Genomic DNA, 15,753 nt, shown 5'->3' with positions numbered 1-15,753 from the left:
TCCTCAAGATCGGCGTGCTAGCAAAGGCCGTTGGTATTGCGTAACCGGGAGTGGTCAGATGGTGGTGTCGTGGGCTTGAAGGGGCTGTTGAATATATTCCGCCCGTCCCGAAAGCTGGCACTCGTTCTCGGCGGGGTCCTGGTTTTCTGCGGTGCGACGGGTGCCGCCGCCGTCTACATCGGCGCCGAGAAGCTGCTCGGGCCGACCTTTCGGGGAGCGAACGGCCAGAAGTGCACCGAAGTGAAGACGGTCCTGATCAAGAAGATGGATCGCCAGTGGATCCGCAAATACGTCTCGACCAATGGTGGAGACGGTCTTTCCCGCATGAAGACGGCACTGCGTGTCGCCGAGAAGACGTTCGAGGCGGAGAAACCGGATCTCGTCCAGGTGGTGGTGCTCGACGTGAACGGTCCTAAGGATCGCGCGAACATGCGTGGTCATGCGATCGGCGCGGATGTCGTCTACATTCCCGATCCCTCGCGCGTGCCCGAGGTCGAGGGTGCGGCCGTGTTCAGCGCGCACTACATCGATCGCCCGGCCAACGAGACTGGCCTCTTTTACGGCGAAAAGATCGTGGTGCCGAGCGAGGACGCCGAGCGTATCGCCGCGTCGATCGACGACAAGTTCGACTGTTCGAAACCGGAAGGTGCTGTCGAGACAACCGCAGCTGCCCACGGCGGCGATGCGCATGCCGCGCCGGCGGAGGGCGGCGGTCACGGCTGACGCCGCATGACATCATCGGAAAACGAAAGCCCCGGGATAGGGTCTATCCCGGGGCTTTGTTTGTTGGCAGATCGACCGGCTCAGTCGCCCTTGTGGCGGCGGGCCGGGAAGAGGATGATGTCACGGATCGACGGCGAGTCCGTCAGAAGCATGATGAGGCGGTCGACGCCGATGCCGAGGCCACCCGCCGGCGGCATGCCCTGGTCCATGGCTTCGAGGAAGTCCTCGTCCAGTTCCTTTTCGGTCTCGCCGCGCTCGTGGGCCTGCGTCAGCTGCTCCACCATGCGGTTGCGCTGTTCGACCGGATCGTTGAGCTCGGAAAAGGCATTGCCGATTTCCCAGCCGTTGCAGTAGCTCTCGAAGCGTTCGACCAGCCGCGGCTCGCCCGGTACTTCCTTGGCAAAGGGCGAAATATCCTTCGGGAAGTTGATGACGTGGGTCGGCTGGATCAGCGTCGCCTCGACCTTCTCCTCGAAGACATAGGCGAGGCATTCGCCCCAGGTCGCGTCCTTCTCGACCTCGAACCCGGCGCCATAAGCGGCAGCGCGTGCCTCCTTGTCGGTCTTGATCGACAGGAAGTCGATGCCGGTCGCTTCCTTGACCGCGTCGGGCATGGAGATCCGGCGGAACGGGCCCTTGAACGAGAGCTCCTTGTCGGTGAAGGCGAATTCGGTCTTGCCGTGGACGGCGAGCGCCAGGCTCTCGAACAGCCGCTCGACGAGGCTCATCATGTCCTCGTAATCGGCATAGGCCCAGTAGCACTCCATCATGGTGAATTCGGGATTGTGCCTTGTCGACACGCCTTCGTTGCGGAAGTTGCGGTTGACCTCGAAGACCTTGTCGGTGAGGCCCGACACGAGAACGCGCTTCAGATAGAGCTCCGGCGCGATGCGCAGGTACATGTCGAGCTTCAGCGTGTTGTGGTGCGTCTTGAAGGGCTCGGCCGCTGCACCGCCATAGATCGCCTGCAGCATCGGGGTTTCGACTTCCATGAAGCCGTCGTCCTCGAGGAAGCGGCGCAGTGCCGAGAGGATCTTGCTGCGCTGCTGGAAGCGTAGCTTGGATTCCTCGTTCACCATGATGTCGAGATAGCGCTTGCGGTAGCGCGTCTCGATGTCGGCGAGACCGTGATACTTCTCCGGCATCGGAAGAAGAGTCTTGGTCAGCATGGTGATCTCTTGCGCGTTGATCGTCAGCTCGCCGCGCTTGGTGCGGCGTACCGCGCCGGTCACGCCGATGATGTCGCCGAGATCGATCAGCGGCAGGAGGCTGCGGGCCTCTTCCGGGGTCGTGTCCTTGTGCGAGAAGATCTGGATCTTGCCCGAGGCGTCATGGATGTCCATGAACATGCCCGAATTGCGCGAGGAGTAGACACGACCGGCGACCGTCACCACGTCGCCGGACTCGGTGTCCGGCTCGAGGTGGGCATATTTCTCCGCAAGTTCCTCATTGGTCATCGTGCGGTGGAAATGTGCGGGATAGACGTCGCCCACCTTTTCGCGCAGCAGCCCGAGTTTCTGGCGACGGACTTCCGTCGCGTCGGAGGAAAGGGCGGTTTCGGTCTTCTGTTCGTTCATCGTTCAATTCCTGTGGCGGCTCTTGGCCTTGCGCCGTGTAAATTGCCGCTCACCCTAACCCTCTCCCCGCAAGCGGGGCGAGGGGACTGGCTGCGGCGCCTCTTGCTCCCTTTTCCTTGCTTGCGACGAGAGAAGGTGCCGGCAGGCGGATGAGGGGCCTACTTCAATTTCAGCTTCCGCTACCCACCATCGAGGCCAGCACCTGGCTTGCCACCTTCAGCCGCTGGCGCACGACCGAGCGGCCGAGCAGCGCCATGGAATCGAAGAGCGGCAGCGAGCGCTGGCTTCCCGAGACGGCGACGAAGAGCGGCGGCGTGACGACGCGCAGCTTCTTGCCGAGGCGGTCGGAAATCGCCCTGAGTTCCTCTTCAATCGTCGCGACGTTCCATTCGACGATCTTTTCGAGATCGAACTGGACCGTGTTGACGATCTCCAGCGTTTCGGCGGGCGAGGTCTTCAGACCTGCGAAGGAGGCAGGCGTGAGACCGACGTCGTTCGCCAGCAGGAAGCCGGCAAGCGGCGGCAGTTCGCCGAGCTTCGAGATGCGGCTCTGGGCGAGCTTCAGGCCCTCCGTCAGGCGGTCGTTTTCCGACGCCCAGTCGAAGATGCGGGAGAGGAAATCCTCCGGCGTCAGCTTCTCGCGGATCCAGCGGCCGTTCAGCCAGTCGAGTTTCTGCACGTCGAAGATCGCGCCGGCCTTCGACAGGTTCTCCGGATCGAACTTCTCGGCGAGCTCGTCCATCGTCAGCAATTCCTCGCCCTCGGCGATCTGAACGAAGAACAGGCCGAGGAAGTTCATCAGCGCTTCCGGCAGATAGCCGAGCGCCGAATAGTAGGAGATCGAGGTCGGGTTCTTGCGCTTCGACAGCTTCGACTTGTCGGCATTGCGCATCAGCGACAGGTGCATGAACTTCGGCGGTTCGAGGCCGAGATATTGGTAGAGCAGGATGTGCTTCGGCACCGATGCCAGCCACTCCTCGCCGCGGGCGACATGGGTGATCTTCATCAGGTGGTCGTCGACGACGTTCGCCATGTGGTAGGTCGGCATGCCGTCGGCCTTCAGCAGCACCTGCATGTCGACGCTGTCCCACGGGATCTCGACGTCGCCGTAGACGCCGTCGTGGAACTTGCACGAACCTTCGGTCGGGATCTTCATGCGGACGACGGAGGGTTCGCCCTCCTCCATGCGCTCGGTCACTTCCTCGGCGGTCAGGTGGAGGCAGAGGCCGTCATATTTCGGCGCCATACCTTTGGCGCGCTGCGCGTCACGCATCATTTCGAGCCGTTCCGGCGTGCAGAAGCAGCGGAAGGCGTGGCCGTCGCGAACGAGCTGCTCGACGAAGGGGCGATAGATGTCCTTGCGCTCGGACTGGCGGTAGGGGCCGTAGGGTCCGCCGACATCGGGGCCTTCGGACCACTTGAGGCCGGTCCATTTCAGCGCGTCGAGAACCTTCTCCTCGAATTCCGCCGTCGAGCGTGTCGCGTCGGTGTCCTCGATGCGGAGGATGAACTCGCCGCCGTTCTTCTTGGCGAAGAGATAGTTGAACAGCGCGATGTAGGCGGTGCCGACATGGGGCTCGCCGGTCGGGGAAGGTGCAATACGGACGCGAACGCCGGAAGTGGTCATCGGATTCTTGCTCTGGTGACGTGCGAGTGACCGGGCGGAAAAACCGCGTGGTCACGGACGAGGTGTCGAAAAGCGAAAAACCGCGCCGAAGACCGCCGGAGGCGGGAAATCCCGCGATTTTTCATTCCGTGGCCTTAGGCCACATTCGGCCGCGGGCGTCAAGACACACTGCGGCAGGGCAGGGGCGACGTCGTGGGCAGCACATCAAGAGCGGACCGCTACGAACCCTCGCCGCTGGATCGCAATTGGCAAATCTGTCGGTGAAAACGGCCCGCGCAACGATCCGCGCCGACCGCAGGAAGCGGTTTCGCTCGTCAGTGCAGCGTCTTCTTTCCGGTCTCGGCGCGTCGTTTGCGCCGGGCGAGCATGTTGAGACCTTCGACCAGAGCCGAGAAGGCCATCGCGGCGTAGACGTAGCCCTTCGGGACGTGGAAGCCCATGCCGTCGGCGATCAGCGTCATGCCGATCATCAGCAGGAAGCCGAGCGCCAGCATCACGATGGTCGGGTTCTTCTCGATGAAGTTCGCGAGCGGGGTCGAGGCGATCAGCATGATCGAGACGGCGACGATGACCGCGACGATCATCACCGGCAGGTGGTCGGTCATGCCGACCGCGGTGATGATGCTGTCAACGGAGAATACGAGGTCCAGCAAGAGGATCTGGCCAATGGCGGCGGCAAGCGTACCCGTCGCGGACGAGGCGATGAAATCCTCATTCTGGTCGACCGGATCGACGTTGTGGTGGATTTCCTTGGTGGCCTTCCAGACGAGGAACAGGCCACCGCCGACCAGGATCAGGTCCTTCCAGGAGAAGCCGTGGCTGAACAGTTCGAAGACCGGGGTCGTGAGCTGGACGATCCAGGCCACTGTGCCGAGCAGCACCAGCCGCATGATGAGGGCTAGGCCGATGCCGATGCGGCGGGCCGGCACACGCTGTACGGCGGGAAGCTTGTTGGTGAGGATCGAAATGAACACCAGGTTGTCGATCCCGAGGACGACTTCCATGACGATCAGCGTGATCAGGGCGACCCAGGCAGCGGGGTTCTGAACGAGAAGGGCGAGATCCTGCATGAACTTCTTCCGGTTTGTGGCTGGTGCAAGCACAAATGGCCCAAGTGCCGCCAAACGACAAGGCCCCGACGTGGGCCCATTCCGGAAAATTACGACAGTTTCGGCGCTTAGCCGTCTACCCGTGCCTCGGGACCGTAGGCGGCCATGAAGACCTTGAGGCCGCTGTCCACGACATACTCGATCTCAGTCTCTTCCGGCGGCACGGTCATTTCGCCGAAGAGACGCTGGCGGAAAAACTGGCCGGTCGCAAGCTCGATGTACTGGCGGGCGGCGAGATCGGTGTCATCGACCTTCAGCGCGCCGGCCTCGACCTGCTGCTCGATATAGGCACGCAGCACGGTGCGCGCGTTGGTAGGGGCGGAGGCGAAGAAGCGCTTGCAGAGGCCCGGCATGCGGTCCACGACCCCGAGCAGGATGCGCATCGCGGGGATCATGTCGGACTTGATGATGTGTCGGGCGAAGGCGATGCCGAAGCGACGCAGGCCGTCGCGGACGTCGTCGCTGTCTGCCAGGATGTCGCGCAGGAACTCCGTGAAGCGGCCCTTCTCCCGTTCGATCAGCGCCCCGAACAGCTCTTCCTTGCTGTCGAAATAGACATAGATCGTTCCCTTGGAAACGCCGGCCTCACGCGTTACGTCGTTCATGCTCGCCGCATCGAACCCCATCCGCATGAAGACGGAGCGGGCGCCGTCGAGGATCTGCTCGCGCTTCACCGGGTCTTCGCCTGCTGCGAAGCGCCCTACGGAACAGAGGCTGTTGTCCGGGGTTGGACTCGGCGTTTCGGACATTTTCTTGCTCACACGTCTCTTCGGGGTACTCAAAATTAACGAAATCGAACTCGATGGTTCGATCGCTCTTGATATGTGCGATGAAACGCTCTAAGTCAAGCGAACCGAACGGTTCAGTTCAATCCGCATGCGAATTTCTATAGCTGACCCGAAACGAAACCTGCCAGTTTGGATGGAAACGACAATGTCCGGCTCCCAGAGAAGCAACGCAATCCGTTCCGTCGACACCGGGCGCGATCCGGTGGTCGTCGAGACGACGGCCCCGGAAACCGTCGAAGGCCGTCAGGGCGAGAGTGCCGCTCCCTCGCAGGTGCAGGCACCCGCGAAGGCGAAGAAGCGCCGCAGCCCGATTCTGCCGGTCGTGGCGCTTGCGCTTCTCGCCGGTGCCGCCTGGTATGGTTACGACTGGTGGACCGAGGGACGCTTCATGGTGTCCACCGACGACGCCTATATCGGTGGCGATATCGCCATCATCTCGCCGAAGGTCGGCGGCTACGTCGAGAAGGTCAACGTCACCAACAACCAGATCGTCAAGGCGGGCGATCCGCTCGTGACCCTCGATAACGGCGACTATCGCATCGCCGCCGAACAGGCCGAGGCACAGTTGAAGAGCCAGCATCTCACACTCGACCGGGTCGACGCACAGATCAAGGGCGCTGAAGCGAGCCTGCTGCAGGCGAAAGCCCAGAAGCAGGCGACCGTCGCCAGCCTCGACCTGGCGCAGCTCTCCTACAACCGGGCGAGCGGCCTGCAGGCGCAGAAGGTCGTCTCGATCGCGGACCTCGACAGTGCGAAGACGCAGCTCGAGCAGGCACAGGCTAACGTGAGCGCCGCCGACGCGAACATCGCCGCAGCCGAGGCGCAGATTGCCGTCCTGAAGGCGCAGCGTGCAGAGGCCGAGGCGGCGATCCGCTCCGCCGAACTGGCGCTCGAAAAGGCCAGGCGCGACCTGGACTTCACGATCCTCAAGGCTCCCTATGACGGTGTCGTCGGCAATCTTTCGGTCCAGGCGGGGGATCTCGTCTCGGTCGGCAAGCGGCTCGCCGCGCTGGTTCCGGTGAGCGATCTCTATATCGATGCGAACTTCAAGGAGACGCAGATCGCCCATCTCGCACCCGGGTCGAAGGTCAACATTCACGTCGATGCCTTCGACGAGGAGCCGCTCGTCGGCACCGTGACCTCGATTGCGCCGGCCTCCGGTGCCGTCTTCTCGATGCTGCCGGCCGAGAACGCGACCGGCAACTTCACCAAGGTCGTCCAGCGCGTGCCGGTACGTATCTCCCTTCCCAAGGAGGCTCTCGATACCGGCAAGCTCAGGGCTGGCCTGAGTGTCGTCGTTGACGTCGACACGCGCACCGCCCCGGCGGAACACGCACTCGCGGCCAAGTGACGGATGTCGAGGTGACAGCATGGCGGCGACGGCAACAATGAGGAATGCGGGCGCGGCACTGCCCGCCGCGGACCAGCCGATGGACCCGAAGCGCGTCGTCGCGTTCTTCGCGATGGTGTTCGGGATGTTCATGTCCATCCTGGACATCCAGATCGTCTCGGCGTCGCTCGCTGAAATCCAGGCGGGTCTCGGCGCAGGTGCCGACGAAATCGCCTGGGTGCAGACGTCCTACCTGATCGCCGAAGTCATCATGATCCCGCTCTCGGGTGTGCTCGCGCGCATCCTCTCGACGCGGGTTCTGTTCGCGCTGTCGGCCGCCGGCTTCACGATGGCCAGCGCGCTCGCGGCGACCGCCACCAATATCGAGCAGATGATCGTCTACCGGGCGATCCAAGGTTTCATCGGCGGCGGCATGATCCCGTCGGTGTTCGCCGCGGCCTTCACGATCTTCCCGCCGTCCAAGCGCAACGTAGTCTCGCCCATCATCGGCCTCGTCGCGACGCTCGCGCCGACGATCGGCCCGACCATCGGCGGGTATATCAGCCATGCGATGTCGTGGCACTGGCTGTTCCTGATCAACGTCATTCCGGGCATTCTGGTGACCGCCGTAACCTGGAGCCTCATCGACTTCGACGAGCCCGAGCTCAGCCTGTTCAAAAAGTTCGACTGGTGGGGACTCGTCTCGATGGCGCTCTTCCTCGGCACGCTCGAATACGTGCTGGAAGAAGGCAACGGCAAGGACTGGTTCAACGACGAGCACATCGTCCTCGGCACGATCGCGATGGTGATCGGCGCGGCCGTGTTCTTCTACCGGGTGTTCAGGGTGGACTTCCCCGTCGTTGATTTGAAAGCCTTCGCCAACCGCAACTTCGCGTTCGGCTCGCTCTTCTCCTTCGTCATGGGCGTCGGGCTTTACGGTCTCACCTACCTTTACCCGCTCTATCTCGGGCGCATCCGCGGCTACGATTCGCTTATGATCGGCGAGACCATGTTCGTCTCCGGTGCGGCGATGTTCCTGACCGCACCCGTTGCGGGGGCCTTGTCTAGCCGCCTCGATCCGCGTGTGATGATGATGATCGGCTTCGGCGGCTTTTCCGCCGGCACGCTGCTCATGACCGGCATGACCGCGGACTGGGACTTCTACGAACTTCTGCTGCCGCAGATCCTGCGCGGCTGCTCGCTGATGCTCTGCATGGTGCCGATCAACAACATCGCGCTCGGCACGCTGCCGCCGGAGCGGATCAAGAATGCCTCGGGTCTCTTCAACCTGACGCGCAATCTCGGCGGGGCGGTCGGGCTGGCGATCATCAACACCATGCTCACCCAGCGTTCGGACGAGCACTATGCCCGCCTGTCCGAGCACATCACCTGGAGCAATCCGGCGGCGCTCAACTGGCTGAACAGCGTTGGCGGCAATTACGACAGCTACGGCCTCGACGGCGCCTCGGCGGCGGTAAAGAAGCTCTCGGGCCTCGTGACCCAGCAATCGTGGCTCCTCTCCTTCATCGACGTCTTCATGGGGCTCACGCTCCTGTTCTTCTCGCTGATCTTCCTGACCCTGCTGATCAAGCGGCCGGCCGCCGCGGCACCTGCCGGCAGCGGGCACTGATCCTCCCACCTCCCAGATCCACCGCAGCGCATGCCCGACGCCGCCCCGCGAGAACGGGGCGGCGCCACTTTTGATTGCGGAGTGTTTGAATATAATCTAGAGTTGCTTTCGTTGATCAAGCAACTCATGGGAGGGGTTATGCGTAATATGGGTGTATTCAATCCCGTGCTGAACCCGGTCCGGGCAGGCGGGCTTTCTGAGCACGACGTGGTCTACCTCAAGAGCCAAGGTTGGCTCGAAGGTGTAACCGACAAGGAAGTTCCCGACGTGCCCATAGGTTTCCGCGCGGCCGAACTTCCGGGCGGCTTTACGATGCGAATTTCTCAGTGCCCGCTGGCACCGCCTACCTCTACAACCCCGAGGACGAGCGCGCGATCCTTCGGGCGTGTGGAAACCCGACCTGTTGGCGGTACCTGCTGCGCGAAATGGCCGAATAGGAAAGACGTCGTCGGTCGTGGCTTCACGCAGCGAACATGTACGTATTTCTGAGGTACGTATCTCAAAATGTGATTTACGTACCTCATAAACTCCGGTAGAGAGTCGCGCCGGAGGAAACATGAAGCCGACCGTCCATGATATCGCCGTCCATGCGGGCGTGAGCCTCGCGACCGTCGACCGGGTGCTGAACAACCGGCCCGGCGTGCGGCACGAGACGCGCGCGAAGGTCGACGCCGTTGTCGCGGCGCTGGGCTTCGTGCGGGATATGGCCGCGGCCAATCTCGCGAAGGGGCGCGTCTATCCGCTCACCTTCATCCTGCCTTCCAACGACAACTCCTTCATGCGGGGGCTCGCGGCCGCCGTCGGCGACGCGATCGCCCGGGCCGCGGTCGAACGGCTGGCGATCCGCATCATCGAGATCCCCGCCTTCGATCCGCAGGCGCTCGTCGCCGCGTTGAGGGAAGCGGGGAGGGAGAAACCCGCCGGCATCGCGCTGGTGGCGGTCGACGCCCCTGAGGTGCGCGCGGTTGTCGACGAGCTCGTCGAGGAGGGCATCCCGGTCGTGACGCTGGTCTCCGACCTGCCGGGATCGAGGCGACAGCACTATGCGGGGATCGACAACATCGCGGCCGGCCGTACGGCGGCGAGCCTCATGGGGCGGTTTCTCGGACGGGAACCGGGCAGTGTCGCGGTTCTGGCGGGTTCGCTGATGGTACGCGACCATCGGGAGCGTTTCGAGGGGTTCCGCGCCGTCATGGAGGCGGAGTTCAGTCATCTGCATCTGCTGCCGGTTCTGGAGGGACGAGATGACCCGGCAACCGCCGAACAGGTGCTGCGCGAGGCGCTTTCCGCCCACGCCGACATCGCCGGCATCTACAGCCTCGGTGCCGGCAACCGAGGTCTCGTGCGCCTTCTGAAGGAGGTGCGCCGCGATCGCCGGCCGGTGGTCATCGCCCACGAGCTCACCGGGACGACGCGGGCCGCGCTGACCGACGGGCTGATCGACGCTGTGCTCAACCAGGATGCCGGCCACGAGGTCAGAAGCGCGATCCGCGTGCTGAAGGCCAGTGCCGACGGGCAATCGGTCGTCGAGGCGCAGGAGCGCATCCGTCTCGACATATTTCTGCGGGACAATCTGCCGTAACGGCCAAAGAATGGAGTGACACATGTATCTCGGCCTGGATTTGGGAACCTCGGGCGTCAAGGCGATGCTGATCGACGGCGACCAGCGCGTCATCGGCTCGGCGAACGGCGCGCTCGACGTGTCGCGGCCGCATCCCGGCTGGTCGGAACAGGAGCCGGCCGATTGGATCCGGGCGACCAGGGAAGCGGTTGCCGGCCTCAAGGCGAAGCATCCGAATGAACTTTCGGCAGTGAAGGGCATCGGGCTCTCCGGACACATGCACGGCGCGACGCTCATTGATGCCGAGGACCGCGTCCTGCGGCCGTGCATCCTGTGGAACGATACCCGTAGCCATGCCGAGGCCGCGGCGCTCGACGCCGATCCACGCTTCCGCGCGATCACCGGCAACATTGTCTTCCCCGGCTTCACCGCACCGAAGCTCGCCTGGGTCGCCGGGAACGAACCGGAGGTCTTCGCCAAGGTGGCGAAGGTGCTGCTGCCGAAGGACTATCTGCGGCTCTGGCTCACCGGCGAGTATCTCTCCGACATGTCGGATTCGGCCGGCACGTCCTGGCTCGACACCGGCGCGCGCCGGTGGTCGCCGGAGCTGCTCTCGGCCACCGGCCTCTCGGAAAGCCAGATGCCGGGACTGGTCGAGGGAACCGAGGAGGCGGGGCGGCTGCGCGCCGAGCTTGCCGGCGAATGGGGCATGGCGGTGGGCGTCGTCGTTGCCGGCGGGGCCGGCGACAATGCGGCTTCCGCCTGCGGCATGGGCACGGTCGCGGAAGGCCAGGCTTTCGTCTCGCTCGGCACCTCAGGCGTGCTCTTTGCGGCCAACGGCAGCTACCTGCCGAAACCCGAGAGCGCCGTGCACGCCTTCTGCCACGCGCTGCCTGCAACCTGGCACCAGATGGGTGTCATTCTTTCCGCAACCGATGCGCTGAACTGGCACTCTGGCGTCACCGGCAAGTCGGCAGGCGAGCTGACGGCCGAGCTCGGCGACACGCTGAAGGCGCCGGGCAGCGTCACTTTCCTGCCTTACCTTTCCGGCGAGCGCACGCCGCACAACGACGCGAAGATCCGCGGCGCCTTCATCGGCCTCGGCCACGAGAGCGCGCGTGCGGTGCTGACCCAGGCCGTGCTCGAAGGCGTCACATTTGCCATCCGCGACAATCTCGAGGCGCTGAAATCGGCCGGCACGACGATCGCACGGGTGACGGCGATCGGCGGCGGCTCGCGCTCGCGCTACTGGCTCGCCTCGATCGCCACCGCGCTCGGGGTTCCGGTCGACGTTCCGGCCGACGGCGACTTCGGCGCGGCTTTCGGCGCCGCCCGCCTCGGCCTGATCGCGGCGACGGGGGCAGATCCACTTTCCGTCTGCACGGCGCCGAAGACGGCAGAAACGATCGAGCCGGTCGCCGGACTGGCGGGTGCCTACGAGGACGCCTACCGGCGCTACCGGGCGCTCTATCCGGCGATCCGGGCGATCTGATCTTTCCACCTCCCCCTTGAGGGGGGAGGTCGCCGCGAAGCGGCGGGTGGGGGTGAAAAGCCGCGGTCACCCCACCCCGGACCTGCGGTCCGACCCTCCCCCTCGAGGGGAGGGTGAACATTTCCAAAGGAGGACTACCCATGAGCACAGGCTTTTTCGGCGATATCGCCAAAGTGAAATACGAAGGCCCGGAGAGCACCAATCCACTCGCCTTCCGCCACTACAACCCCGATGAAATCGTCGCCGGCAAGCGGATGGAAGACCATCTGCGCTTTGCGATCGCCTACTGGCACACCTTTACCTGGCCGGGCGGCGATCCCTTCGGCGGCCAGACCTTCCAGCGCCCGTGGTTCTCCGACACCATGGAAGCGGCCAAGCTCAAGGCGGACGTCGCCTTCGAATTCTTCCAGCTCCTCGGCGTGCCTTACTATTGCTTCCATGACGCGGACGTGCGGCCGGAAGGCACGAACTTTGCGGAGAACACCCGCAACCTCGGCGAGATCGTCGATTACTTCGAGAAGAAGCAGGCCGAGACCGGCGTCAAGCTGCTCTGGGGCACAGCGAACCTCTTCTCCAACCGCCGCTTCATGTCGGGCGCTGCCACCAATCCCGATCCGGACGTTTTCGCTTTCTCGGCCGCGACCGTGAAGACCTGCCTCGACGCCACCCAGCGCCTCGGCGGCGAGAACTACGTGCTGTGGGGCGGCCGCGAGGGCTACGAGACGCTGCTCAACACCGACCTGAAGCGCGAACTGCACCAGCTCGGCCGCTTCCTGAACCTCGTCGTCGAGTACAAGTACAAGATCGGTTTCAAGGGCACGATCCTGATCGAGCCGAAGCCGCAGGAGCCGACCAAGCACCAGTACGACTACGACGTCGCCACCGTTTACGCCTTCCTGCAGAAGAACGGGCTGGAAAACGAGGTCAAGGTCAATATCGAGCAGGGCCACGCGATCCTCGCCGGCCATTCCTTCGAGCATGAAATCGCCATGGCAAATGCGTTCGGCATCTTCGGCTCGATCGACATGAACCGCAACGACTACCAGTCCGGCTGGGATACCGACCAGTTCCCGAACAACGTGCCGGAAATGGCGCTCGCCTACTACCACATCCTCGCGGGTGGCGGTTTCAAGACCGGCGGCACGAACTTCGACGCCAAGCTGCGGCGCCAGTCGCTCGATCCGCAGGACCTGCTGATCGGCCATATCGGCGGCATGGACTGCTGCGCCCGCGGCGTCAAGGCGGCGGCGAAGATGATCGAGGACCGGGCGCTGTCGAAGCCGCTCGAGGAGCGCTACGCCAAGTGGGAGAGCCCCGAAGCGCAGAAGATGCTGCGCGGCGAATATTCCCTCGACGAGATCGCCGGCATGGTGGAGCGGGAAAACACCAATCCCGAGCCGAAGTCCGGCCGTCAGGAATATCTGGAGAACGTGGTCAACCGCTACGTCTGAGGCGGAAGTCCGAAGTGAAAGATGGGTCGGGGTGCGTATGCGCTCCGGCCTTCTATCTTGGAGGGCGTCTTCACCCGATCGCCGTGATCTCCAGCTCCTGGCCGTTGACGGTGACGACGTCGCCGACGGCCTTGCCGAGAAGCAGCGCCGCCACCGGGGAGACATAGGAAATCGATCCGGCCTTCGGGTCGGCCTCGTCCTCGCCGACGATCCGGTAGGTCTGCACCCGCCCGTCGTCGCGCTCGAAGGTCACCGTTCTTCCGAACGCGACCGTCCCCGTAGAAGCGGGCGGCGGGACGAGCTGGGCCGTGCGCACCCGCTCGGAAAAATAGCGAAGGTCCCGCAAGGGGCTCGCCGACTGCCGGCGCCGCTCGTTCACGTCTTCGATTGTGTTTGCCGCCTCATAGGCTTCGCGGGCCTGCCGCAACTGCTCCTCCAGCGCCTTCAGGCCCGCTTCCGTCACGAGGTTCGGATGCAGCGATATCGGCCGGTCAGGCAAAAGGGTTTCGGAGGCCGTCTCGGCACTCTCTTCCTTGATGAAAGCGACACTCAAACTCGATCTCCGTTCCGTTTCTCGCGGTGACAATGCGACGCCAGAGGCGAACAGACAGTCTATACGACAGGACGGGGCGGGACGGCAAATCCGGGATAGGCGCCCGGCTTTCGGGACGCAACAATTGTTACATCGGCGATTTGGCGAGAGGCGTAACCGTTCGGCGTCATCGGCAGCGTCCGTGGACGAACGATGATCGATATCATCCGCTTATCAAGGACAAGGACAATGAAGAATCTCCTCCTCTCACTCGCAGTCGGGCTTCCGCTCGCATTTTCGGCTGCTGTTGCTTCGGCCGCCGAGCCCGCTCTCCCGCATTTCGACAAGGCGCACACCGCCATCGTCATCACCGATCCCCAGAACGACTTCCTGGCCGAAAACGGAAAGCTCTACGGCCTTCTCGCCGATAATCTCAAGGAACTCGGCACGATCAAGAACATCGAGACGCTGATGGCGACGGCCAAGTCGAGCGGCGTCGCGCTCGCCGTCGATCCGCTGGTCTACAACGTGCTCGACGTGGACTGGTCGCGGGCGGGGGCCTTGCAGCGCCAGCTTCTCGACATGAAGGCGTTGCAGCGCGTGTCGCTCAACGATCCGGAGGGCTTCGAAGGATCCGGAGCGGACTTCTACGAGCCGTACAAGACCTATATCTACGACGGCAAGACCATCGTGGTTGCTCCGCACAAGATGTACGGGCCGGAAAGCAATGACCTGATCTACCAGCTTCGTGCCCGCGACATCGACACCGTCATCCTCGGCGGCATGGTCGCCAACCTTTGCGTGGACTCCCACATGCGCGCGCTGATGGAGAACGGCTTCAAGGTCTATGTCGTCAAGGATGCCGTCGCGGCTCCCGGCGTCGATGCCTACAACGCCGCGCTCGTCAACTACGGCATGATCGCCAATGGCGTCCTTACCACCAAGGACGCGGTGGACGCGCTGCGCAAATAATTCGGGATCAGTCGTTCAACGGCGCTCGGACCTGTCCGGGCGCCGTGCCGCATCGAGGTGCTGCGGACCACAGAGGAAAGGCAGTCTCGTCTTCGGCCGCAGCGATTTTCATGAGCCTCCGCTTGTCCAGCAGCAGTATCCGGCGCGGCGCGGTTGCGACGAGCCCCTGACTTGCGAGATGGCGCAGAAGGCGGGCCACGACTTCACGTATAGTTCCCAGATGCCGTGCCAGCTTCTCCTGAGCGAGGCGGACTGTTCCATCCGCATCGGCGTGCGCCAGCAGCAGAAGGATGAGCCTCTGTTCCTGCGGCAGGCGCATGGTCCGCTCCAACAGTTTTTGCAGCTCGAATACCCGTTCCGACAGCTGCTCGAACAGGAAACGCTGTGCGGCCGGCTCGCCGGCAAACAGTTCACGAAAGAGTGGCCCCGGAACCGTGAGGATCTCGACGCCGTCTGCCTCGGCCTCTGCCCACGCCGGGTAGGGGATCTCGGTGAACAGGCTGTTCAAAGCCAGGATGCAGCTCTGTCCGGCTTCGATCCAATAGAGCGTTCCTTCACGACCATCGGCGTCGAGATAGTAAACACGAATACCGCCGGAGCGTATGAGATAGACCCCGTCCACGACGTCGCCGAGGCGTAGAACGCTGGCCGCCGGTGGCAAGGCCGTCAGCGTGATCTTGGAACTGAGACGCTTGCGCGTCTCCGGACGCATTTCGCGAATGAAGGCGAAATCATCCAGCGCTTCAACTGGACACGGCATTCCCGCTTGGTCTCTCCGACAATAGGCTTGGTCTTTATTTTCACTAGCCTATCTGCGCCGGCCTGGAATGACCTGCATCAAATCACCGGCTGCGTTGCCTGATCGCTATCTCCCACGCCGCCTGCCCCCGTCACCTTCTCGCAGGCCCGTTCACCACGTTGATCTCGGAGCTCGACGTCGCGTCGATGGCGCAGTTCACGG

The 15,753-nt window shown here is 63.5% G+C and carries 13 protein-coding genes; 7 read left to right on the top strand and 6 right to left on the bottom strand.

Features of this window, described 5'->3' with window-relative positions; translation table 11 throughout:
* The first annotated feature begins 87 nt into the window (after nucleotides 1-87).
* Nucleotides 88-723 carry a hypothetical protein gene (locus NHF53_RS18350; protein WP_252835498.1) on the top strand — a complete coding sequence of 212 codons (636 nt, stop codon included), beginning with the start codon at nucleotides 88-90 and terminating at the stop codon, nucleotides 721-723.
* An 80-nt stretch (nucleotides 724-803) separates the two neighbouring features.
* On the opposite strand, the gene lysS is transcribed toward NHF53_RS18350, so the two are convergent.
* From lysS to NHF53_RS18330, 4 genes are all read right to left on the bottom strand, one after another.
* Entirely contained in the window at nucleotides 804-2,300 is a 1,497-nt protein-coding gene (lysS, locus tag NHF53_RS18345) for a lysine--tRNA ligase (RefSeq protein WP_252835497.1), read from the bottom strand.
* A gap of 169 nt (nucleotides 2,301-2,469) precedes the next feature.
* Entirely contained in the window at nucleotides 2,470-3,927 is a 1,458-nt protein-coding gene (gene gltX, locus NHF53_RS18340; RefSeq protein ID WP_252835496.1) for a glutamate--tRNA ligase, read from the bottom strand.
* A gap of 314 nt (nucleotides 3,928-4,241) precedes the next feature.
* On the bottom strand, nucleotides 4,242-4,997 hold the full coding sequence (locus NHF53_RS18335; RefSeq protein WP_252835495.1) for a TerC family protein: 756 nt from the start codon (nucleotides 4,995-4,997) through the stop codon (nucleotides 4,242-4,244).
* A 107-nt stretch (nucleotides 4,998-5,104) separates the two neighbouring features.
* A complete protein-coding gene (locus NHF53_RS18330) occupies nucleotides 5,105-5,785 on the bottom strand; it encodes a TetR/AcrR family transcriptional regulator (RefSeq protein ID WP_252835494.1) in 681 nt (226 codons plus the stop codon).
* Between the two features lie 184 nt (nucleotides 5,786-5,969).
* Here NHF53_RS18330 and NHF53_RS18325 point away from each other — a divergent pair, with 184 nt between their 5' ends.
* The 5 genes from NHF53_RS18325 to xylA all read left to right on the top strand — a co-directional run bounded on the left by NHF53_RS18325 (nucleotide 5,970) and on the right by xylA (nucleotide 13,288).
* Nucleotides 5,970-7,175, top strand: coding sequence for an HlyD family secretion protein (locus tag NHF53_RS18325; protein ID WP_252835493.1), 1,206 nt, complete (start codon nucleotides 5,970-5,972; stop codon nucleotides 7,173-7,175).
* Nucleotides 7,176-7,194: 19 nt separating this feature from the next.
* Nucleotides 7,195-8,784, top strand: a complete 1,590-nt coding sequence (locus tag NHF53_RS18320) for a DHA2 family efflux MFS transporter permease subunit (protein ID WP_252835492.1) — start codon at nucleotides 7,195-7,197, stop codon at nucleotides 8,782-8,784.
* 556 nt (nucleotides 8,785-9,340) lie between these two features.
* Nucleotides 9,341-10,366 carry a LacI family DNA-binding transcriptional regulator gene (locus NHF53_RS18315; protein ID WP_252835491.1) on the top strand — a complete coding sequence of 342 codons (1,026 nt, stop codon included), beginning with the start codon at nucleotides 9,341-9,343 and terminating at the stop codon, nucleotides 10,364-10,366.
* Nucleotides 10,367-10,388: 22 nt separating this feature from the next.
* A complete protein-coding gene (gene xylB / locus NHF53_RS18310; protein WP_252835490.1) occupies nucleotides 10,389-11,837 on the top strand; it encodes a xylulokinase in 1,449 nt (482 codons plus the stop codon).
* Nucleotides 11,838-11,977: 140 nt separating this feature from the next.
* Entirely contained in the window at nucleotides 11,978-13,288 is a 1,311-nt protein-coding gene (gene xylA, locus NHF53_RS18305; protein WP_252835489.1) for a xylose isomerase, read from the top strand.
* A gap of 70 nt (nucleotides 13,289-13,358) precedes the next feature.
* Here the strand turns inward: xylA and greA are convergent, their stop codons facing one another.
* Nucleotides 13,359-13,841, bottom strand: coding sequence for a transcription elongation factor GreA (greA, locus tag NHF53_RS18300; protein ID WP_252835488.1), 483 nt, complete (start codon nucleotides 13,839-13,841; stop codon nucleotides 13,359-13,361).
* Between the two features lie 228 nt (nucleotides 13,842-14,069).
* On the opposite strand from greA, the gene NHF53_RS18295 reads away from it, so the two are divergent.
* The gene (locus NHF53_RS18295) at nucleotides 14,070-14,792 is read left to right on the top strand and encodes an isochorismatase family protein (protein WP_252835487.1); all 723 of its coding nucleotides are present in this window, start codon (nucleotides 14,070-14,072) and stop codon (nucleotides 14,790-14,792) included.
* A 7-nt stretch (nucleotides 14,793-14,799) separates the two neighbouring features.
* Here the strand turns inward: NHF53_RS18295 and NHF53_RS18290 are convergent, their stop codons facing one another.
* Nucleotides 14,800-15,504 carry a Crp/Fnr family transcriptional regulator gene (locus tag NHF53_RS18290; RefSeq protein WP_252835486.1) on the bottom strand — a complete coding sequence of 235 codons (705 nt, stop codon included), beginning with the start codon at nucleotides 15,502-15,504 and terminating at the stop codon, nucleotides 14,800-14,802.
* Nucleotides 15,505-15,753: the final 249 nt, after the last annotated feature.

The sequence above is a fragment of the Ciceribacter sp. RN22 genome (assembly GCF_024054295.1).
In the GTDB taxonomy this organism is placed as follows: domain Bacteria; phylum Pseudomonadota; class Alphaproteobacteria; order Rhizobiales; family Rhizobiaceae; genus Allorhizobium; species Allorhizobium lividum.
This window is presented reverse-complemented; position numbering and strand designations above follow the sequence as displayed.

Excerpts from the sequence above, each read along its gene's own strand:
- NHF53_RS18325 (WP_252835493.1), top strand. The coding sequence starts at position 5,970 with ATGTCCGGCTCCCAGAGAAGCAACGCAATCCGTTCCGTCGACACCGGG.
- xylB (WP_252835490.1), top strand. The coding sequence starts at position 10,389 with ATGTATCTCGGCCTGGATTTGGGAACCTCGGGCGTCAAGGCGATGCTG.
- NHF53_RS18335 (WP_252835495.1), bottom strand. The coding sequence starts at position 4,997 with ATGCAGGATCTCGCCCTTCTCGTTCAGAACCCCGCTGCCTGGGTCGCC.
- NHF53_RS18295 (WP_252835487.1), top strand. The coding sequence starts at position 14,070 with ATGAAGAATCTCCTCCTCTCACTCGCAGTCGGGCTTCCGCTCGCATTT.
- gltX (WP_252835496.1), bottom strand. The coding sequence starts at position 3,927 with ATGACCACTTCCGGCGTTCGCGTCCGTATTGCACCTTCCCCGACCGGC.
- NHF53_RS18330 (WP_252835494.1), bottom strand. The coding sequence starts at position 5,785 with ATGTCCGAAACGCCGAGTCCAACCCCGGACAACAGCCTCTGTTCCGTA.
- NHF53_RS18315 (WP_252835491.1), top strand. The coding sequence starts at position 9,341 with ATGAAGCCGACCGTCCATGATATCGCCGTCCATGCGGGCGTGAGCCTC.
- xylA (WP_252835489.1), top strand. The coding sequence starts at position 11,978 with ATGAGCACAGGCTTTTTCGGCGATATCGCCAAAGTGAAATACGAAGGC.
- NHF53_RS18290 (WP_252835486.1), bottom strand. The coding sequence starts at position 15,504 with ATGCGTCCGGAGACGCGCAAGCGTCTCAGTTCCAAGATCACGCTGACG.
- lysS (WP_252835497.1), bottom strand. The coding sequence starts at position 2,300 with ATGAACGAACAGAAGACCGAAACCGCCCTTTCCTCCGACGCGACGGAA.
- NHF53_RS18320 (WP_252835492.1), top strand. The coding sequence starts at position 7,195 with ATGGCGGCGACGGCAACAATGAGGAATGCGGGCGCGGCACTGCCCGCC.